This window comes from Streptococcus mitis (assembly GCF_047464965.1).
In the GTDB taxonomy this organism is placed as follows: domain Bacteria; phylum Bacillota; class Bacilli; order Lactobacillales; family Streptococcaceae; genus Streptococcus; species Streptococcus mitis_DU.
Genome location: NZ_JASHAT010000007.1, coordinates 54,388 through 73,441 on the forward strand (window position 1 = coordinate 54,388; position 19,054 = coordinate 73,441).

Genomic DNA, 19,054 nt, shown 5'->3' on the forward strand with positions numbered 1-19,054 from the left:
ACTCAATCCCCCTTTCTTTATTTTTTATTTAAGACCAGCAACGAAGCGTTCTGTAATCTCTTTTGGTCTAGTAATAGCGCCACCTACAACGATGCCTCGCACTCCATATCCCAGGATTTGTTTGGCTTGTTCTGGTGTATGAATTTTCCCTTCTGCAATGACATCTACACCGGCATCACAGAGTTTTTTAATTAATTCAAAATCGGGACCATCCACTTTTGGACTGTAAGATGTGTATCCTGATAAGGTTGTTCCGACAAAGTCAATTCCTGCTTCAACAGCTGCCAATCCTTCTTCGAAAGTACTTGTATCAGCCATCAAGAGCTGGTTCGGATATTTTTCCTTAACCTGACGAATAAACTCTTGAATCTCTAAACCATCGTAGCGTTCACGCTTGGTACAATCCAGAGCAATCACCTCGATGTCAAGCTCTGCCAATTCATCAACTTCTTTCATAGTAGCAGTGATGAAGGGTTCTTGAGGTGGATAATCTCGTTTTATTATCCCAATGATTGGAAGGTTTGTAACCTCCTTGATTTCCTTGATATCGCGAACACTATTTGCTCGGATACCGACTGCTCCACCTTGCTCAGCCGCTTTGACCAGCAATGGAATGACTCCTCCCGCTTCTGTATAGAGCGGTTCGTGAGGAAGGGCCTGACAAGAAACGATGATTCCATCTTTGATTTGTGCAATCAAAGCTTCTTTAGTAATCTGTGGCATCCTCTTTCCTCCTTTTCTTTGTTCTTATGAGGTCATTATATATCATTTATTAAGCGCTTTCAATACTTTGTGATAGAATAGATTTCAGTTTCAAAAGTATTTTATAGAACAGCTGTTTCTGAAAGTAGTTTCAGAGAGTCATCTATTTTAAATCATTTTTATTAAACTACAAAAAAGAGAGCTACTGGACTCTCTCATTTATCATTTTACATACTTAAAAGGAATCTCACTACCACACAGCCAGTTGTAAACTTGGTCATTGACAAAGACATTCATGGCTTCGTGAGCATACTCTGGCATGATACGATAGGACTTGTCACAGGTGAGACGGTTGTAAATCGCAAACTGGGTAATAGGGTAGCAAACATCGTCGTCCAAGCCCGTAATCATCTTAACCTCACCCTTGATACGATGGGCAAGATTTTTCACATCGATATAAGCAAGGGTCGCCATGATCTCCTCCTCAGTTTCATGGAAGGGGTCGTGAAACTTGAAATAACGAAAAAGTTCGTCGTAAGCCTCGCTAGTATTCCCAATCTCAAGCACCCGTCTGAAGTCTGACAAGAAAGGATAGATGGCAACAGTTTTCTCAATTTGAGGATTGAGCGCCGCCGCAACCAAGGCTAGAGCCCCTCCTTGTGAGGCACCATAGCTAGAAAGACGCTTCTCATCAACCTGAGGCAGACTAGCAATAATTTCAACCAACTGGTAAATGTCCAAATAAACATCCTTATAAAAGAGATGCTCCCGACCTTCCACAGCCCCACGGATAATATGTCCCTTAACCGTATTTCCTAGAGGAGAACGCAAACCTTCCTGTGAATAACCTGACTGTCCCCGCACATCCATGGAAACAACACCGTAACCAGCCACGGTGAAGGCCAGCATGTCGGCCCAGTCCCAGCCACGTCCTATATAACCATGGAAATGGAAGATTATCGGAACCTTCTCCTCACTCTTTGGAAGAACGACTCGTGCATAGACCTTGCCTTCATTGGTTCCTTCAAAAGTTAACTCATAGCACTTGACTTGAGGAATATGGAAATCTCTTTCCTCCAACTGGTAGACTGGAGGAGTTGGAACTTTTTTCACTTCCTCATCCCAGAAAGCATCAAAGTCTTCTGGAACCTCATCCCTTCCTAGATAGGTCTTAATTTCCTCTAAAAATGCTGGATTTTTCATAGCATGCTCCTTTTATTTTGTAATCGCTATCACAACTGTAGCATATATAAGTAATCAATGCAAGAAAGAAGGGTAAATAGAAAAAGAATTTAGATTTCCTTTCTTCAAACCTACTGACAGAAAGTATAATCAATTGAATCTAGAATAGTACCAATTAACTTCTAAAGTATTTTTAGAAATTAATGTGAATGCCCCAGTTGATTTGTCTACAGCTTATCTCGATATACTATAGTTTCAATGGCGATTGGACAGAGAATCATTTATCAGAAAGCGAGGTAACATCATGAAAGCAATCGGTACGCAAATATTACAGACAGATAGTTTAATCTTGCGAAGATTTGTGGAAAGTGATGCAGAAGCCATGTTTCAGAATTGGGCTTCATCCGCTGAGAATCTAACCTATGTCACTTGGGATCCGCATCCTGATGTTGAGGTCACTCGAAATTCGATTTGAAATTGGGTTGCTTTCTATGCTAATCCTAACTATTACAAATGGGCCATTTGCCCTCAAAGAAAACCCAGAACAAGTGATAGGAGATATCAGGATCGTTGAAATGCACGAGGAAGATTTAAGTTGTGAAATTGGCTATGTTTTAGGAAAAAACTATTGGGGGCGTGGTCTTATGACAGAGGCCTTAAAAGCTGTGTTGGACTTTTGTTTTACTCAAGCAGGATTTCAAAAAGTCAAAGCTCGATATGCCAGTCTCAACCTAGCTTCAGGCCGTGTCATGGAGAAGGCTGGAATGTTCTATCTAAAGACTGTTGCAAATGGGGTAGAGAGAAAAGGCTATATTGCGGTCCTTATTTATTATCAGATAAGCGGAGAAGACAGATAAGCTTAAAATTTATTGCTTACCCGCTGTTCTTATTTTTTATTTACTATTTCATTTATCCTCTTTTTTCCGAATAAATAGATAGAGCCAGAGAATCTAGGAAACCTAGATTTAAAACTGTGGTATAATAAAAGGAGGAAGAGGATGATTCTCAGACATCCGGGCATCAGCCCGACCAATGACTTGGTTGCTAAGAAAATCTTTAGCAATCCAGAAATTACTTGTCAATTTATTCGCGATATGCTGGATTTACCAGCCAAAAATGTGACCATTTTGGAGGGAAGCAATATTCACGTCTTGCCTTCCATACCTTACTCGGCGCAGGATTTCTATACCAGTATAGATGTTTTGGCGGAGTTGGACAATGGCACGCAAGTAATCATTGAAATTCAGGTGCATCATCAGAATTTTTTCATTAATCGTTTGTGGGCTTATCTATGTAGTCAGGTCAATCAAAATCTCGAAAAAATTCGCCAGCGAGAAGGCGATACACACCAGAGTTATAAACACATCGCACCAGTTTATGCTATCGCTATCGTGGACAGCAATTACTTCTCGGATGATTTGGCTTTCCATAGCTTTAGTATGCGCGAGGACACGACAGGTGAGGTCTTAACCATCACAAACAATGGACAAGAAAACCATCTAGTCAAGATGGCATTCTTGGAACTAAAAAAATACAGAGAAACCAGCAAAGACAAGGTTCGCAAACCATGGTTGGAGTTTTTTGGGAACAAACCCTTTACCCAACAACCTGAGCGAGCCATTAGCCAGGCAGACCAACTGCTGGACTATAAGAGCTGGTCCGAGGAGGACAGGAAGATGTTTAGTGAACAACGCAGACGCGAAGAACAAGCCTTGTTAGCGCAGGACTATGCCTTGGAAACTGCTAGAGCAGAGGGAGTTGAACAAGGTCTCGAGAGTGGGAAAATCTTTACCTTTCTAGATTTAGTACGCCAACATGTTTTAACTTCCGAATTTGCGAGTGAGCAATTGGGCATGACTGTCGCTGAGTTTGAGGCATTGTTGTAAGACCAGCACTAACTGTCAAGAACATCATCTAGTCAAGATGGCATTTTTGGAATTAAAAAAATATAGAGGAACCAGCAAAGACGAGGTTCGCAAGCCGTGGTTGGAGTTTTTGTAAATCATTAAATCAATGACAGATTTTTCCGTAATAGATGGAAGAATCTGTTTTTTTAGTTATGCTAGATGTTGGCTCTGAAATATTAAGATATAGTGTATTGAAATAAGATATGAACAAAGAAATTAGGAAAGTCAAATTATAGTTAAATGAAATAAAAACTGAACAAATTGATCGCGGAATTCAAACTAATTTCTAAAAATGTTTTAGAAAACTAGGTGTACTATTCCAGATTCAATCTACTATAATTTCTAGAATTTTTTTAGAATCCGCAGTGTGCTATTTTAGATTCAATAAATTGTGCTTTTAGAAACAAAAAAGAGCATTTCGCTCTTTCTTCCTTCTATTTATATTAGTTTTTTGCTTCTTTCTTTTGGAAAGTGGTTTGGTAATTTACTTTAATCGTTACTGTCATGTGAGAGTCCTCGTTTCTTTTTGATGACTCTAGTATAAGGGCCAAACCTGAAAGCTAGCTTAAGTTTTCCTTATAGAAAGCTTATACTCAATGAAAATCAAAGAGCAAACTAGGAAGCTAGCCGTAGGCAGTACTTGAGTACGGCAAGGCGAAGCTGACGTGGTTTGAATTTGATTTTCGAAGAGTATTAATCTAAATGTTCTTTCTTTTCCAAGTGAAGGGCAATCATGCGCCACTCTGGATCCTCTTGCCAGCCTTCTATAGAACTAATATAGCTAGCCACTTTTCTGGCTTCTTCTAAAATCGGAAAATCTTCGATAATATCAGCTACTTGGAACTCTGGAAGACCTGACTGTCTGGTTCCAAAAATCTCACCTGAACCACGCATTTTCAAATCTTCCTCCGCAAGAACAAATCCATTGGTCGTTTCTGTCATGATGCGCATGCGGTCTTTCCCAGAATCAGTCTTGGGATTGGCAACGAGAACTGCATAAGACTGCTTATCTCCCCGACCCACACGACCTCTGAGCTGGTGAAGCTGGCTGAGCCCGAAGCGGTCAGCATCCATGATAATCATGACGGTCGCATTGGGAACGTTAACCCCAACCTCAATAACCGTCGTCGAAACTAGAATATCCGTTTTTTGCTCTTTGAACTCCTGCATAATTTGGTCTTTTTCGTCACTCTTCATCTTACCATGTAAAAGAGCCACCTTTGCCTTGCCTGCAAAATGAGCTGTCAACTCCTCTGATAAGGCAATAGCATTTTTCAAATCCAGAGCTTCAGATTCTTCAATCAAGGGAGAGATGACATAGGCTTGTGAACCTTTTTGAATTTCCCCCTCTAACCAAGTCAAGACCTGAGGTAATTGCTCATGTTTGATCCAGCGAGTCACAATAGGCTTCCGTCCTGCTGGCATCTGGTCAATAATGGAAACATCCATATCGCCAAAGGCTGTGATGGCCAAGGTTCGTGGTATGGGAGTCGCCGTCATCATGAGAACGTCAGGATTGTCTCCTTTTTCCCGTAAAATACGCCTTTGCCCCACACCAAATCGGTGCTGTTCATCAATGATAATCAATCCAAGACGAGCATAATCCACTCCATCCTGAATCAAAGCGTGGGTTCCAATAATCAAATCAGCCTCACCCTTGGCAATGGTCTTCAAAACTTCTCTCTTTTCTGCAGCTTTCAAGGAACCTGTCAAGAGAGCCAGTTTCAAGTCTGGAAAAAGGTTCTGTAAACTCTCAAAGTGTTGCTCTGCTAAAATTTCTGTCGGTACCATGAGGGCTGCTTGGTAGCCAGCCGTCACTGCCGCAAACATGGCCAAGCCAGCAACTACTGTTTTTCCGCTACCCACATCTCCTTGCAGGAGACGATTCATGTGGTGGTCCGACTTCATGTCGGTCAAAATTTCCTGTAAACTCTTTTCTTGAGCTGGAGTCAAGGCAAAAGGAAGACTTGCTTTAACTGCTGTCACTTTTTCCTGAGACCAATTCAGAACAAGACCGCTTCCCTGAACTCTATTTTCAGACTTAAGCGTCTGCAATTGCATCTGGAAATAAAAGAGTTCCTCAAACTTGATACGGCGAAGGGCCTGCTTGTATTCTGCCAAATCCTTAGGGAAATGCATGGCTCTGATTGCCTGACAACGGGACATAAGTTTGTATTTGTCTAGTAAAGACTGGGGAAGATTTTCTTCTATCAAGAGGTCCAGTCCTTGATCAAAGGCCGTCTTGATAACCTTAACCAGACTGGCCTGACTGATTCCCTGAGCCAGACGATAGACAGGTTGGAGGTCATCTTCCACCTGGGCCAGGACCTTCATCCCAGTCAGACTAGCCTTGGCACGGTCCCATTTTCCAAAGACAGCAAGAGTTGCTCCCAACTCTATCTTATCAGCTAGATAAGGCTGGTTAAAGAAGTTCACAGCAAAAACGACTTCTCCCTGCTTGAGGCTAAAGCGCAGTCGATTGCGCTTGAAACCATAATACTGAACACTAGCAGGAGTCACAACCTGACCAGAAAGAACCGCCTTTTCACCATCTTCTAGCTCTAGCACCTGCTTGGTCTTGAAGTCTTCATAACGGAAAGGAAAGTAGAGCAAGAGGTCTTGCAAATTTTCAATTCCTAGTTTGGCGTATTTTTCTGCTGACTTTGGTCCCACACCAGGTAAGACATGCAAGGGTTGATGTAGATTCATGCTCCACTCCTTTCTTTTTAATAATATTCTCTCGGAATGCGGTCGCTGAGAAGACAAACCACTTCGTAGTTAATAGTCCCACGGTAGGTCGCTACCTGAGTAGCTGTGATTTCCTTGTCACCGTTGGAGCCAATCAAGGTTACTTTTGTTCCTAGCGGATAAATCTTAGGCAAGCGAATGGTGATTTGGTCCATAGAAACCCGTCCGACGATTGGGCAAGCTTGGCCATCTACCAAGACGGAGAAATTCTGCATGTCACGTGTCCAACCATCCGCATAGCCGATTGGCACCGTCGCTATGACTTGCTCGCTATCCGCTTGATAAGTTGCTCCATAGCCCATGCAAGCTCCAGCTGAAACTGTCTTGACATGAACTAAAGCAGACTCCAAGGTCAAGGCTGGTTTCAAGTCATAGGGTAAATCCAAAACCTCTCCACTTGGATTGAGACCATACATAGCGTCTCCCATACGGACCGCATTGAAAATAGTCTCTGCATGCCAAAGAGTCGTTGCAGAATTGCTGGCATGAACCAGCTCTGGAACTTCTTTCATACTGGCCAAAATAGTTTTAAACCGTTCTAACTGGGCATTAAAGTAGTCATCTGATTCCTCGTCTGCAGTAGCAAAGTGGGTAAAAATCCCTTCAACACGAGCACCGTGTTGTTTAAGCAAGTCTTGAGCCTGCTCAGCTTCACTAGCCTCTCGAAAACCAATCCGTCCCATTCCTGAGTCAATCTTGAGGTGGACTGTCAATCCAGTTAGGTCCGCTTCCTTATCTAAGAGTGCTTGGATCCACTCCAGTCCAGCCACAGTCAAAGTGATATCGTATTCTTTAGCAAGAGCAACAGCTTCTAGATCAGAAACTCCTAAAATAAGAATTCGTTTGCTGAGTCCAGCCTGTCTGAGTTCAATAGCTTCATCGATATTGGAAACGCAAAAGCCATCAACTTCATCCTGAATCGCCGTGGCAACGGCAACAGCCCCATGCCCATAAGCATTGGCCTTGACCACAGCCCACTTGAGCGTTCCTTGAGGGATATGAGCCCCCATTTGCTTAATATTTTGTCGAATAGCTCCCAGATGAATCAGAGCTTTGGTTGGTCTATGTGGACTAGCTTTCATGATTTTCCTCCAAAATGACACTGGCTGTCACAAACTGATCGGTGTGGCTGATAGACAGCCAAATCTTTCCTGAAAATGGTGACTGACTAAAATAAGGCGCCCCGCGTTCATTATTCAAAACTTCCAAATCCTGAAAACCGAGCTTGCCAATGCCCGTTCCCATAGCCTTGGAAAAGGCCTCCTTAGCCGACCAGCGACCTGCCAAATATTCGATTTGTCTGCGCCCTTTAAGACTGTTAAACCGTTCCATTTCCTTGAAGGTCAGCACGCGCTTAGCAAATCCTTCATGTCGTGTAACTGCGCGTTCTATCGAAGCCAATTCTTCGATGTCAATTCCGTGTCCAACTATCATTCTCATCAAAAGGAGTTGAGATTCCCCAACTCCATCCTTTTCACTTATTTTGTCAAGGTAGCATAAATCTCTTCTACCAAAGCCTCTGTATTTTCCCAACCTAGGCAAGGGTCGGTAATAGAACAACCAAAGATCTCTGGTTGGTTTTGACGACCATCTGCTAGGTAGGATTCAATCATAAAGCCTCGAACCGTCTTTTTAATCTTCTCATTCCAATCACGATTTTGCAAGGTCTGGCGAACAATTCGAATCTGCTCCATATATTGCTTGCCTGAGTTATCATGGTTGGTATCAATGAGGATAAAGGGATTTTCAAGTCCCATAGTTTCATAGCGTTCAATGGCATTTAGCAAAGTTTCATAGTAAAAGTTAGGCTCATTTTTCCCATATTCATTGACTGCGCCACGAAGGATAACGTGGGCCAAGGGATTTCCTGAAGTCTCAACTTCTTGACCATGAAAGAGGAAGGTTTGTTTGTTTTGAGCGGCATAGATACCGTTAAACATAACCCCAAGATTTCCTGAGGTTGGATTTTTCATCCCCACTGGTGCATCAATTCCTGAAGCCACAAAGCGGTGCTCTTGGTCTTCTACAGAACGAGCCCCAACAGCATGGTAGCTGACCAAATCATCTACCAAGACCAGATTTGACGGATAAAGCATCTCATCTGCCGTTGTCAAACCAGTCTCTGTAATCACGCGGTAGTGCAACTGGCGCACAGCCTGCAAACCGTTAATCAGACTTGGAGCCTTAGAAGTATCTGGCTGGTGAACCAAACCTTTATAGCCGTCTCCGTTGGTGCGTGGTTTAGCTGTATAAACACGCATGACCATGAAAATCTTGTCCGCCACCTTCTTTTGCAAGGCTGATAAACGGCGAGCATATTCCAAGACCGCCTCTTCATTATCAGAAGAGCACGGACCAATCACCAAAAGGATCCGGTCATCTTCTCCTGAAATAATATCTGCCAATTCTCTATCACGACGCTCCTTCAGTCGCAAGGCTTCCGCAGACAATTGGGTTTCTGCCTTAATTGCTTCAATATCGATTTCTTGACCTTTTTCAATAAATGCCATCTTATTCTCCTAGCGTTTGGTAGATTTCTCTGACGAGGACTTCCGTATTTTCCCAGCCAAGGCAAGGGTCTGTGATCGACTTGCCAAATACTTCCGGTTCGTTTTGACGGCCATCTTCTAGATAAGACTCAATCATAAAGCCACGAACGTACTGCTTGATTTTTTCATTCCAATCACGGTTAATCAAGGTCTGGCGGACAATTCGAATTTGGTCCATGTATTGCTTACCAGAATTGTCATGATTGGTATCGACAATGATAAAAGGATTTTCCAAGCCCATTTTCTCATATTGAGCAATGGTATCCATCAAATTATCATAGTAGTAGTTAGGAATATTCTTACCATATTCATTGATTGCTCCACGAAGAATGGCATGCGAAAGCGGGTTCCCAGTTGTTTCCACTTCTTTCCCTAGAAAAAGGAAGCTTTGTTTGTTTTGAGCAGCATAAATCCCATTAAACATAACATTGAGATTTCCTGAGGTTGGATTTTTAAACCCAGTCGCAAAGTCTGCCCCACTTGCCACAAAACGGTGTTGCTGGTCTTCAACTGAACGGGCACCAACCGCCATGTAAGAAATCAAATCATCCACAAGCGGAAGATTTTCAGGATAAAGCATTTCATCAGCCGTTGTCATACCTGTTTCTGTGATAACACGATAGTGAAGATGGCGAACAGCTTTGATTCCGTTGATAAGACTAGGCGCTTCTGTCGCGTTAGGCTGGTGAATCAAGCCCTTATAGCCATCTCCGTTGGTACGGGGTTTGGCAGTATAAACACGCATAACCATAAAGATACGGTCTGCCACTTCTTCTTGTAGGACCGCCAAACGCTTAGCGTATTCAAGAACAGCTTCTTCATTGTCAGATGAGCATGGCCCGATTACCAAGAGAATCCGCTGGTCTTCTCCACGTATAATGGCTTCTAGCTCTTGATCGCGCTGAGATTTTCTCTCCAAAGCTTGACCTTCTAATTTTGATAAGGCACGAACTTCTTCAATATTAATTTTAGGACTTTTTGCTGTAAATACCATAACTCATCTCCTTATAAATCAAACGGATACCAAGTAAAAATTTACTTTTCACAAGGTATCCGCCTCTAAACTATCTCATTTTATTGTCTTTTACCGTGACAGTTTTTAAACTTCTTACCAGAACCACATGGGCAAAGTTCATTCCGTCCAATCTGGCTCAAATCCAAATCTTCTGGTATATTTGCTTGGTGGGCAGCGATATTACGAGTCGCTGTTGTACTGATATGGTGTTCTGCTTGTGGTCTTTCTTGTTCATGAATTTGTGCTTTCATCATCAAGCGTGTCACATCAAACTCAATCGAACCAATCATGTCATTAAACATACGGAAACCTTCTGCCTGATACTCAACAACAGGGTTGTTCTGAGCATAGCCACGAAGTCCAACCGCGTTACGCAATTGATCAAGGGCATCGATATGATCTGTCCACTTGTTATCCACCACTCGTAGAATCAAGACTTTTTGGAACTCTTTAACTGCTTCTTCATCGCGTAATTTTGAAACCTGACTATCGTAAACTTGCAAGGCACGTTGGAAAAGCTCTTCCTTGATGGCCTTATCAGACAAGCCTGACAAGTCTTCCATCGTAATAGAATCTTCTGGAAGCAAGTTATACTTAGCAAAGTTCAAAATTGCTTCTAGTTTTTCATCTTGTTTGGCACGCGCATGACCATCAACGACACGACCAATCGTGCGTTTGATCATAGCCTGAATTTCAGGTGCCAAGTCACGATCTGCAGTGATAACGTCGTAACGTTGAGCGTAGATAATCTCACGTTGTTCACGCATGACATCGTCGTATTGAAGGACTTGTTTACGGGTATCGTAGTTATTTCCTTCAACACGTTTTTGTGCTGCTTCAACCTGACGCGTCAACATACGAGACTCAATGGCCTCTTCAGACATATTCAAGCGTTCAAAGATTCCCTTCAAGCGTTCAGAACCAAAACGTTTCATCAAATCATCTTCAAGAGATAGGTAGAATTGTGACTCACCTGGGTCTCCTTGACGACCTGAACGTCCACGAAGCTGGTTATCGATACGACGGCTTTCATGACGTTCTGTACCAATCACACAAAGTCCACCCAATTCGCGAACCCCTTCCCCAAGCTTGATGTCGGTACCACGACCGGCCATGTTAGTCGCAATGGTAACAGCACCACGTTGACCAGCATTCATGATGATTTGGGCTTCTTTATAGTGGTTTTTGGCATTCAAGACCTCGTGAGGAACGCCAGCTGCGACTAATTTCTTAGAAATATAGTCACTGGTTTCAACCGCTACTGTACCAACCAAGACTGGTTGACCTTTTTGGTAACGAGCCTTAACATCTTCGACAACCGCCTTAAACTTAGCCTCGATACTTGCATAAAGAAGGTCTGAGTGGTCAATACGTTGAACAGGACGGTTGGTTGGGATTGGAATAACACGAATGTTGTAAATTTCACGGAATTCTTCTTCCTCAGTCTTACCTGTACCCGTCATACCAGACAATTTCTTGTACATACGGAAAAGGTTTTGGTACGTGATTGAGGCAGATGTCTTAGTTTCATCCTGGATTGGCACACCTTCTTTAGCTTCAATAGCTTGGTGTAATCCATCAGAATAACGACGACCTTCCATAGTACGACCTGTAAATTGGTCGACAATCAAAATTTCTTGTTCTTCGCTCACCACATAGTCAATATCGAGAAGCATGATATAGTTGGCACGAAGGGCGTTATCGATAAAGTGAGTCAGAGCTACGTTTTCGATGTCATAGAGATTTTCAAGCTTGAAGTAGCTTTCAGCCTTGTCAATCCCTGAATCAGACAAACCAATAGTCTTAGACTGCACGTCGATGATGTAGTCGTCTTTGTCCAACGATTTTACATAGTGGTCTGCCATGTGATAGAGTTGACTGGTTTCAACTGCGTTAGCACCTGATACGATCAAAGGTGTACGAGCCTCGTCAATCAAGATAGAGTCAACCTCATCGACCAAGGCATAGTTAAGCGGACGTTGTACCATGTTTTCAGCGCGAACGACCATGTTATCACGAAGGTAGTCAAATCCGATTTCTGAGTTGGTTGAGTAGGTAATGTCACACTCATAGGCTTCTTTTTTCTCCATTGGAGATTTGGCAGCCAAGTTAATCCCTACTGACAAACCAAGCCATGAGTACAATTCACCCATCTCAGTCGCGTCACGTTCGGACAGGTATTCATTGACCGTAACTACGTGAACCCCTTTACCTGAAAGGGCATTGAGGTATACCGGCATGGTCGCAGTCAAGGTTTTCCCTTCCCCTGTACGCATTTCTGGCACGTCACCATGGTGAAGAACGATTCCCCCCATGACCTGAACCTTATATGGGAAGAGACCTAGGACACGTTTAGCACCTTCACGGACAACCGCAAATGCTTCATAAAGCAATGAATCCAGTGATTCTCCATTTTGATAACGTTCTTTAAATTCAACTGTTTTTGCTTTTAGTTGGTCATCTGTCAAAGCAGCCATTTGGTCTTCGTATTTGAAAACTTTGTCAGCCATCTTTTCCAGACGACGGATTTCTCCTTTATCATTTTCGATAATTGTTTTTAAAATATTAGCCATGTTTTTCCTTACTTTAAATTCCGAATATTTTAGAATGTTCTTTTAATTTTAGCACAATTACTGATTATTTTCAAGGAAGAATCCCCATTTTGAAAAGGAAAAAGAGGCTAGTTTCCAAGCTAACCTCTCTGATTTTTATGATACTTTAATTGCCAAAAATCGGCAAAATAGCAAATAGGATAAATAGATTTATCCAAAAAGAAAGACAACAGATAAGTCCAAAAACAAAGAGACTGACTTTCTTGGACAGCAAGGCCATCAAAATCGACAGAATTCCAAAAACTAGTAAAACTTTCTGCATGATTAAGAGATTGATAGATATTCCCAGAACTGGTTTATCCCAAGGAACAAAGAAGAAAGCCAGCCAGATCAGCAGAACTAAACCAATATAGACCTTAGAATAGCGTGTAATAAATGATTTTAGACGTTCCATAAGCCACCTCCTATAAATAAAAACCGATATAAATCAATGCCTTTTGCCCTTAGACTTTCCTAACTCCTTTCTTAGTCTAAGCATTTTTTTGAAAAAGATATAGTCTAACCAGTCACTGCCTAGAGATATGACTATCAAAAGCAATCCAACACCCCAAGCACTAGCATCTGATACATAATTTAGAACAAAAGGGAAAAATAAGAATGAAAAAATTGTCATATCCAAGCTAAACAGAGCTAAAAGGGAAATATAAATCCAGTAGAAATAGTAGATAACGGGGAAAAACTTACTGTTTCTATCAGCATTATCTATCCAATAAAAAAAGTAAAAGCAAGGAAATAAGAGTATCAAATGAAACCAATTAAACGACAGTTTCATCTTCGACACCTCCTCTTTAAAATTGTTTTCTTTAGTTTCATTCTATTAAATGTTCTTACCAATATAAATCAATGCCTTCCCGCTTTAGACTTTCCTAACTCCTTTCTTAGTCTAAGCATTTTTTTGAAACAGGAATAAGTTAACCAATTCATACTAATAGCTAGCAGAATAAAAAGAAACCAAATACCCCAAGACCTGATATCTGTCCAATTTTTTAAAAGTATAGTGATAAAGAAGATTGAAACAACTGCCATGAATATTCCAAGCAAGGCAAAGAGCGGAAAATAAAACCAGTAAAAATAGTAAAATATTGGGAAAAACTTACTCTCTCTATTGCCCTTTTCAATCCAGTTATCAAAATAAAAGTAAGGTGCTAAAAGTAAGAATTTAAACAAATGTTCCATCATCAACACCTCTCTTTGTTAGCGCTTTCTTTATCTTCATTCTATCAAAAAAATCTGGAAATGTCATTCCAGATTCTACTTTTTTATTTACGTTTTCTTGCGATGAGATGGATTGGTGTTCCTTCAAAGACAAAGGCCTTGCGGATTTGATTTTCCAAAAAACGTAGGTAAGAAAAGTGCATGAGTTCTTCTTCGTTTACAAAGATAACAAAGGTTGGTGGTTTGGTTGCCACTTGAGTCGCATAGAAAATCTTGAGGCGTTTTCCTTTGTCTGTCGGTGTTGGGTTGATGGCAATAGCATCCATAATCACATCGTTCAAGACAGCTGATGGAATACGTGTATTTTGACTTTCGCTGATCTGCTTGATCATCTCAGGCAGTTTGTGGAGACGTTGCTTGGTCAAAGCGGATACAAAGATAATCGGTGCGTAAGGCAAGTATTGGAACTGCTCACGGATATCTTCTTCCCAGTTTTTCATAGTGTGGTTGTCTTTTTCAAGTGTATCCCACTTATTGACCACGATAATCATCCCTTTACCAGCTTCATGGGCAAATCCTGCGATACGCTTATCGTATTCACGAATGCCTTCTTCCGCATTGATGACCATTAAGACCACATCTGAACGGTCAATAGCACGCATGGCACGCATGACAGAGTATTTCTCGGTATTTTCATAAACCTTACCAGACTTACGCATACCAGCCGTATCAATCATGGTAAACTCTTGACCATCTGTATCTGTAAAGTGGGTATCAATAGCGTCACGCGTTGTTCCAGCAACAGGACTAGCAATGACACGGTCTTCTCCCAAGATGGCATTGATCAAGCTTGATTTTCCAACGTTGGGACGACCAATCAGACTAAACTTAATGACATCTGGATTTTCTTCCTCATATTCATTTGGAAGATTTTCTACGATCGCGTCTAGCACATCCCCTGTACCGATCCCATGGACAGATGAAATAGGCAGTGGTTCACCCAAACCGAGAGCATAGAAATCATAGATATCATTTCGCATCTCAGGGTTGTCCACCTTGTTAACCGCGAGGATAACTGGTTTGTGGGTTTTATAAAGTTTACGGGCTACGTATTCGTCCGCATCGGTAATTCCTTCCTTACCAGACACGACAAAAACAATAACATCTGCTTCTTCCATGGCAATTTCTGCCTGGTGCTTGATTTGTTCCATGAAAGGAGCATCGACATCATCGATTCCTCCTGTATCAATCATGCTAAAAGAGCGATTGAGCCACTCACCCGTTGCATAGATACGGTCACGTGTCACTCCTTCGACATCTTCTACAATGGAGATTCGCTCACCAGCGATCCGATTAAATAGGGTTGATTTCCCAACATTGGGACGTCCTACAATGGCAATAGTTGGTAGGGCCATAATTTCTCACTTTCTACAATAACTTCTTCTGTTCAAAATTTTTTCTAGTTGAGCTTGGTTCAGCTTGACCAAACTGTTCTGCTAGGCGCTGACTCCAGCTTGTGGTCGCACGCGCCCCAGCATAGTCGGCCTGTACACGGTCATAAGACTCAATCGCATCAACCGTTTGTTCCTGATATTCTTCCTCAAATACCACTTGATTCAATGGCAAGCGAGGTTTGACTTCATGTCCTTCATTTGGTAGTCCTAGTGCCATCCCAAAGACAGGATAGGTGTAGTCAGGCAAGTTAAAGAGCTCTGCTACTTCTTCTGACTTGTACCGCACCAAGCCAATGATAACACCACCATAGCCCAAACTTTCAGCTGCCAGCAAGGCATTTTGTCCAGCAAGAGCCGCATCGACCGAACTAATCAAGAGCCCTTCCACCCCTTGAGGTTGGAATGTATCCGTATGGAGTCGTACTCCCTTTTCTGCACGGTTCAAATCTCCGACAAAGAGAAGGAAAACAGCTGACTGGCGAATGGCTTCTTGAGGCACCAATTCATACAGAGCATCTTTCTTTTCTTGACTTCGCACCACAATCACAGAGTAGGATTGGAAATTCTTCCAAGACGAAGCCATCTGAGCTGCTGTCAGGATTTCAGTCAAGTCTTCCTGAGGAAGGGCTTGCTCCTTAAATCTGCGCACTGACGTGTGAGCTTTCATTAATTTGATTGTTTCTGTCATCGACGGTTTACTCCTTCTAAACGAGTCTCCTCAGCCAAATAACGGATGCGTTCCATGACCCTTCTAGCTTCCCAGGTTTCATCATTTCCATGCTTCCCTTTAGCGAAATGCTGCTCCAAATCATCAAAGTTGAAGTTGGATGTGAAAAAGGTCGGTAAATCTTCCTGCATACGGTATTGGAGAATGACCTGCAGGATTTCGTCACGCACCCAAGCTGTTGACTGCTCGGCACCAATGTCATCTAAAATCAGGACTTCAGAAAGCTTAAGCTCATCCACCAAGGTCTTCACATTGCCATCACCGATTGCATTTTTGACATCAATGACAAAGCTAGGATAGTGAAGAAGGGTTGATGAAACACCACGTTTTTCTGATAAATCATGAGCTAAAGCAGCCACCATGAAACTTTTACCCACACCAAAGTCTCCATACAAGTAAAGACCTTTTCGAATAGCTGGATATTGCTCCACGAAGGCTAATAACTTTTCAAAAACTGGCAAGCGACCCAAATCATCCAAGTCTACTTGAGCCAAACTAGCTTTCTTGAGAGTAGCTGGCAGATTGATTAACTTGAGGCGGTTTTTAATAGCCGCTTCTTTTTCAGCCGCGATTAGTTCAGGAGTTTCTTCATAAGAAACGTCCGCATAGCCATGATTCATGACCAAAATTGGCTTGTAGCCTTTGGCAATATAATCCGTATCACCACGAAGGAACTTGTCGCGCTCGGTGATGTACTGATTAAATTTGGAGATACTGCGATTCAATTCCTCTGGAGTCAGGGATTCTTGCTGGATAAAGGTCGCAACATCAGGGTCCTTCATGATTTTCTGGACCAAATCCTGATAATGAAAACGGCTAGGTTGACGTTTGAGTACGTCTCCGACACTTTCCATCTAATCTCCTCCTTTTTCTAATCGAGCTAATAATTCTTGTTTCTTACGTTCTAGTTCCAGACGAGTTTCCTCGCTGGTTTCATTTTTATAATCTGGATTACTCCACTTGGGCACATTGGACTTGGCAGGACTGGGTTTACTACTTTTTTGAGCCTGATTCTTCTGCCCTCTCTCACGGATTCGCAAGACTGCCTCCTCTGCCGAATGAATTTTTTGATAGGCATAGTCATTGGCTACCTTCATGGCATATTTCTCATTGATATTTGCCGAATCCACCTTATTAAAGGTCAATAAGAGAATGATATTGATGACTTCGTCCAGCAAGCCCAAGCCAGCCATCTGTTGCAAGAGGTCTCTTTCTGTTTGGGTAATGGTCCCCTTGCGTGTTTGCTTGATTTCTGCTAAGAACTGCAGGGCAGTCTTACTTTTAGCTTCTTTGATAATGGTTGCTTCCTTAGGACTAAAATCAGAGGAAACAGGTTTTTGAGCGATTTTTTCCCGCATTCGTTTGGTTGAAATAACCTGAGAAAGAGCTGTTGACTTGGCCAATTGATAGGTTTCAAACCAAGTCCATTTCTTCTCCTCGGCAATGGCAAAGAGGTTTAAGACATCGGACTGCTCATACGCAAAACGAAGCCCATCTCGAGCCATAAGCTGACGAAAATGGTCCAAGTCAAAATCGTTGGCCACTTTCTTCTTGAGACCAAGGTCTTCTTGATTTCCTAGTTCTGCCAAATCTGGAAAGACTTGATTGAGTGAGACAGGTATTTCTTCACCATCAACACTTTCAACTTTCAAATCCTCCACAGCTGCATCACCAATCTTTTTCTCTAAAAGTCTGCGATAAACAGGATGTTCCAAGAAGTCCTGACTAGATAGAGGAGCATGGAGGGCTAGCTGATAAACATCCCCCTTTTGATAGAGGGTCAAGAGATTGAAAGCAGATAGGATTTTCAGGGATTTTATCAGTCTATCCATCCCAAAGTTGAGATGGTTAAGAATGCTTGAAAAAAGGTATTCCTTTCTACCATTATCCCAAAAACTAATTGTATAAAGATAAAGGCTCAGTGCCTCCTGACCGATAATCGGGAGGTAGCACTGTACCAGAGATGAGGTATCTTGCGACACCCGATTATTCTTTAGATAAGAAAAACGGTCAATTGGCTTCATTTATCTTTCCTTTTTCTTTTTAGAGGACTGGGTGATTTGTTGGAGCAAGCTCTCTAGCTCACTCACATCCTTAAAACTACGATAGACACTGGCAAAACGTACATAAGTAATCTCATCCAACTCAGCCAACTCCTCCATGACGAGTGAACCAATGTCCTCACTTTGAATTTCATTTTCATTTCGACCACGGAGTTTCTGTTCGATACGATTGACTACCATGTTGATTTCATCACTTGACACAGGACGTTTCTGGGCTGAGCGGATAATTCCATTAAAGATTTTATCTCTAGAGAATTGTTCCCGTGTGCCATCTTTTTTAACAACCACTAAGGTTCTTTCTTCTACTCGTTCGTAGGTTGTAAAACGGTGTTGGCATTCATCGCACTCACGTCTTCTACGAATAGTGTTCCCTTCTTCTGCTTGGCGACTATCGATAACACTTGACTTGGTAGCCCCACATTTTGGACAACGCATCCTTTCCCTCCTTATCGTTTTCTTTTCATTATACCATTTTTTAAGCGATTCCCAAAACAATTCTTCTTTTTGCTTGACAAGTTTTTTGTTTCGTTGTATTATTTAATTAAGACAAAAGGATAAAAGAAAGGAGACCAAGATGTCCTGGACATTTGACAACAAAAAACCCATCTATTTACAGATTATGGAGAAAATCAAGCTTCAGATTGTTTCCCATACACTGGAACCCAATCAACAACTTCCAACCGTGCGAGAGCTGGCTAGCGAGGCTGGTGTCAATCCAAACACCATCCAAAGAGCCTTATCAGACCTTGAACGAGAAGGATTTGTCTACAGTAAGCGAACAACTGGACGATTTGTGACTGAGGATAAGGAGCTAATCGCCCAATCTCGCAAACAACTATCAGAAGAACAATTGGAACACTTCGTTTCCTCCATGACCCATTTTGGCTATGAAAAAGAAGAACTACCAGGCGTAGTCGGTGATTATATTAAAGGAGTTTAA

18 protein-coding genes and 2 pseudogenes are annotated in these 19,054 nt (G+C 42.0%); 4 read left to right on the forward strand and 16 right to left on the reverse strand.

The features are described 5' to 3' along the window. Positions 1 to 24 precede the first annotated feature (24 nt). Together QM408_RS05865 and QM408_RS05870 are read right to left on the reverse strand one after the other, a co-directional pair. The gene (locus QM408_RS05865) at positions 25 to 723 is read right to left on the reverse strand and encodes an N-acetylmannosamine-6-phosphate 2-epimerase (RefSeq protein ID WP_001135679.1); all 699 of its coding nucleotides are present in this window, start codon (positions 721 to 723) and stop codon (positions 25 to 27) included. A gap of 201 nt (positions 724 to 924) precedes the next feature. After that, positions 925 to 1,905 carry an acetylxylan esterase gene (locus QM408_RS05870; RefSeq protein WP_414373921.1) on the reverse strand — a complete coding sequence of 327 codons (981 nt, stop codon included), beginning with the start codon at positions 1,903 to 1,905 and terminating at the stop codon, positions 925 to 927. Between the two features lie 283 nt (positions 1,906 to 2,188). On the opposite strand from QM408_RS05870, the pseudogene QM408_RS05875 reads away from it, so the two are divergent. The 3 genes and pseudogenes from QM408_RS05875 to QM408_RS09280 all read left to right on the forward strand — a co-directional run. After that, positions 2,189 to 2,741: pseudogene (locus QM408_RS05875) on the forward strand (GNAT family N-acetyltransferase). 141 nt (positions 2,742 to 2,882) lie between these two features. After that, positions 2,883 to 3,770 carry an Rpn family recombination-promoting nuclease/putative transposase gene (locus QM408_RS05880; RefSeq protein WP_261117229.1) on the forward strand — a complete coding sequence of 296 codons (888 nt, stop codon included), beginning with the start codon at positions 2,883 to 2,885 and terminating at the stop codon, positions 3,768 to 3,770. 4 nt (positions 3,771 to 3,774) lie between these two features. Continuing rightward, positions 3,775 to 3,879 (forward strand): annotated as a pseudogene (locus QM408_RS09280) (Rpn family recombination-promoting nuclease/putative transposase); the annotation flags it as partial. A gap of 605 nt (positions 3,880 to 4,484) precedes the next feature. Here the strand turns inward: QM408_RS09280 and recG are convergent. From recG to nrdR, 14 genes are all read right to left on the reverse strand, one after another. Continuing rightward, positions 4,485 to 6,527, reverse strand: coding sequence for an ATP-dependent DNA helicase RecG (gene recG, locus QM408_RS05885; protein ID WP_414373958.1), 2,043 nt, complete (start codon positions 6,525 to 6,527; stop codon positions 4,485 to 4,487). Next, the gene (gene alr / locus QM408_RS05890; RefSeq protein WP_414373923.1) at positions 6,518 to 7,621 is read right to left on the reverse strand and encodes an alanine racemase; all 1,104 of its coding nucleotides are present in this window, start codon (positions 7,619 to 7,621) and stop codon (positions 6,518 to 6,520) included. The genes recG and alr overlap by 10 nt, the downstream gene beginning before the upstream one ends. Continuing rightward, on the reverse strand, positions 7,611 to 7,973 hold the full coding sequence (gene acpS, locus QM408_RS05895; RefSeq protein WP_084946863.1) for a holo-ACP synthase: 363 nt from the start codon (positions 7,971 to 7,973) through the stop codon (positions 7,611 to 7,613). Before acpS ends, alr begins: the two co-directional genes overlap by 11 nt. A gap of 44 nt (positions 7,974 to 8,017) precedes the next feature. Then, positions 8,018 to 9,049 (reverse strand): 3-deoxy-7-phosphoheptulonate synthase, encoded by a 1,032-nt coding sequence (locus QM408_RS05900; RefSeq protein WP_049516501.1) that lies wholly within the window; start codon positions 9,047 to 9,049, stop codon positions 8,018 to 8,020. A gap of 1 nt (position 9,050) precedes the next feature. Then, a complete protein-coding gene (locus QM408_RS05905; protein WP_084946860.1) occupies positions 9,051 to 10,082 on the reverse strand; it encodes a 3-deoxy-7-phosphoheptulonate synthase in 1,032 nt (343 codons plus the stop codon). 80 nt (positions 10,083 to 10,162) lie between these two features. After that, positions 10,163 to 12,676 (reverse strand): preprotein translocase subunit SecA, encoded by a 2,514-nt coding sequence (gene secA / locus QM408_RS05910; RefSeq protein ID WP_001274073.1) that lies wholly within the window; start codon positions 12,674 to 12,676, stop codon positions 10,163 to 10,165. A gap of 145 nt (positions 12,677 to 12,821) precedes the next feature. Beyond that, on the reverse strand, positions 12,822 to 13,109 hold the full coding sequence (locus tag QM408_RS05915) for a membrane protein (protein ID WP_049551076.1): 288 nt from the start codon (positions 13,107 to 13,109) through the stop codon (positions 12,822 to 12,824). A gap of 33 nt (positions 13,110 to 13,142) precedes the next feature. Beyond that, on the reverse strand, positions 13,143 to 13,487 hold the full coding sequence (locus QM408_RS05920) for a hypothetical protein (RefSeq protein ID WP_414373926.1): 345 nt from the start codon (positions 13,485 to 13,487) through the stop codon (positions 13,143 to 13,145). Positions 13,488 to 13,555: 68 nt separating this feature from the next. Beyond that, the gene (locus tag QM408_RS05925; RefSeq protein ID WP_049500990.1) at positions 13,556 to 13,891 is read right to left on the reverse strand and encodes a hypothetical protein; all 336 of its coding nucleotides are present in this window, start codon (positions 13,889 to 13,891) and stop codon (positions 13,556 to 13,558) included. An 83-nt stretch (positions 13,892 to 13,974) separates the two neighbouring features. Continuing rightward, the gene (der, locus tag QM408_RS05930) at positions 13,975 to 15,285 is read right to left on the reverse strand and encodes a ribosome biogenesis GTPase Der (protein WP_001207696.1); all 1,311 of its coding nucleotides are present in this window, start codon (positions 15,283 to 15,285) and stop codon (positions 13,975 to 13,977) included. A 13-nt stretch (positions 15,286 to 15,298) separates the two neighbouring features. Continuing rightward, complete coding sequence (locus QM408_RS05935; protein WP_261034767.1) at positions 15,299 to 16,012, reverse strand: NADPH-dependent oxidoreductase; 714 nt, start codon at positions 16,010 to 16,012, stop codon at positions 15,299 to 15,301. Further along, a complete protein-coding gene (gene dnaI / locus QM408_RS05940) occupies positions 16,009 to 16,905 on the reverse strand; it encodes a primosomal protein DnaI (protein WP_049544579.1) in 897 nt (298 codons plus the stop codon). The genes QM408_RS05935 and dnaI overlap by 4 nt, the downstream gene beginning before the upstream one ends. Then, complete coding sequence (locus QM408_RS05945; RefSeq protein WP_049544580.1) at positions 16,906 to 18,075, reverse strand: replication initiation and membrane attachment family protein; 1,170 nt, start codon at positions 18,073 to 18,075, stop codon at positions 16,906 to 16,908. It lies immediately after the preceding gene. Next, complete coding sequence (gene nrdR, locus QM408_RS05950; RefSeq protein WP_001203672.1) at positions 18,076 to 18,549, reverse strand: transcriptional regulator NrdR; 474 nt, start codon at positions 18,547 to 18,549, stop codon at positions 18,076 to 18,078. A 139-nt stretch (positions 18,550 to 18,688) separates the two neighbouring features. Between nrdR and QM408_RS05955 the strand changes: the two genes are divergently transcribed. Next, the gene (locus QM408_RS05955) at positions 18,689 to 19,054 is read left to right on the forward strand and encodes a GntR family transcriptional regulator (protein WP_261065098.1); all 366 of its coding nucleotides are present in this window, start codon (positions 18,689 to 18,691) and stop codon (positions 19,052 to 19,054) included.

Bases quoted from the DNA above. Each gene is read 5' to 3' on its own strand.
- acpS (WP_084946863.1), bottom strand. From the start codon at position 7,973: ATGATAGTTGGACACGGAATTGACATCGAAGAATTGGCTTCGATAGAA.
- QM408_RS05920 (WP_414373926.1), bottom strand. From the start codon at position 13,487: ATGAAACTGTCGTTTAATTGGTTTCATTTGATACTCTTATTTCCTTGC.
- QM408_RS05865 (WP_001135679.1), bottom strand. From the start codon at position 723: ATGCCACAGATTACTAAAGAAGCTTTGATTGCACAAATCAAAGATGGA.
- dnaI (WP_049544579.1), bottom strand. From the start codon at position 16,905: ATGGAAAGTGTCGGAGACGTACTCAAACGTCAACCTAGCCGTTTTCAT.
- QM408_RS05880 (WP_261117229.1), top strand. From the start codon at position 2,883: ATGATTCTCAGACATCCGGGCATCAGCCCGACCAATGACTTGGTTGCT.
- QM408_RS05955 (WP_261065098.1), top strand. From the start codon at position 18,689: ATGTCCTGGACATTTGACAACAAAAAACCCATCTATTTACAGATTATG.
- QM408_RS05945 (WP_049544580.1), bottom strand. From the start codon at position 18,075: ATGAAGCCAATTGACCGTTTTTCTTATCTAAAGAATAATCGGGTGTCG.
- QM408_RS05870 (WP_414373921.1), bottom strand. From the start codon at position 1,905: ATGAAAAATCCAGCATTTTTAGAGGAAATTAAGACCTATCTAGGAAGG.
- QM408_RS05915 (WP_049551076.1), bottom strand. From the start codon at position 13,109: ATGGAACGTCTAAAATCATTTATTACACGCTATTCTAAGGTCTATATT.
- QM408_RS05905 (WP_084946860.1), bottom strand. From the start codon at position 10,082: ATGGTATTTACAGCAAAAAGTCCTAAAATTAATATTGAAGAAGTTCGT.
- QM408_RS05935 (WP_261034767.1), bottom strand. From the start codon at position 16,012: ATGACAGAAACAATCAAATTAATGAAAGCTCACACGTCAGTGCGCAGA.
- QM408_RS05925 (WP_049500990.1), bottom strand. From the start codon at position 13,891: ATGGAACATTTGTTTAAATTCTTACTTTTAGCACCTTACTTTTATTTT.
- QM408_RS05900 (WP_049516501.1), bottom strand. From the start codon at position 9,049: ATGGCATTTATTGAAAAAGGTCAAGAAATCGATATTGAAGCAATTAAG.
- der (WP_001207696.1), bottom strand. From the start codon at position 15,285: ATGGCCCTACCAACTATTGCCATTGTAGGACGTCCCAATGTTGGGAAA.
- secA (WP_001274073.1), bottom strand. From the start codon at position 12,676: ATGGCTAATATTTTAAAAACAATTATCGAAAATGATAAAGGAGAAATC.
- alr (WP_414373923.1), bottom strand. From the start codon at position 7,621: ATGAAAGCTAGTCCACATAGACCAACCAAAGCTCTGATTCATCTGGGA.
- nrdR (WP_001203672.1), bottom strand. From the start codon at position 18,549: ATGCGTTGTCCAAAATGTGGGGCTACCAAGTCAAGTGTTATCGATAGT.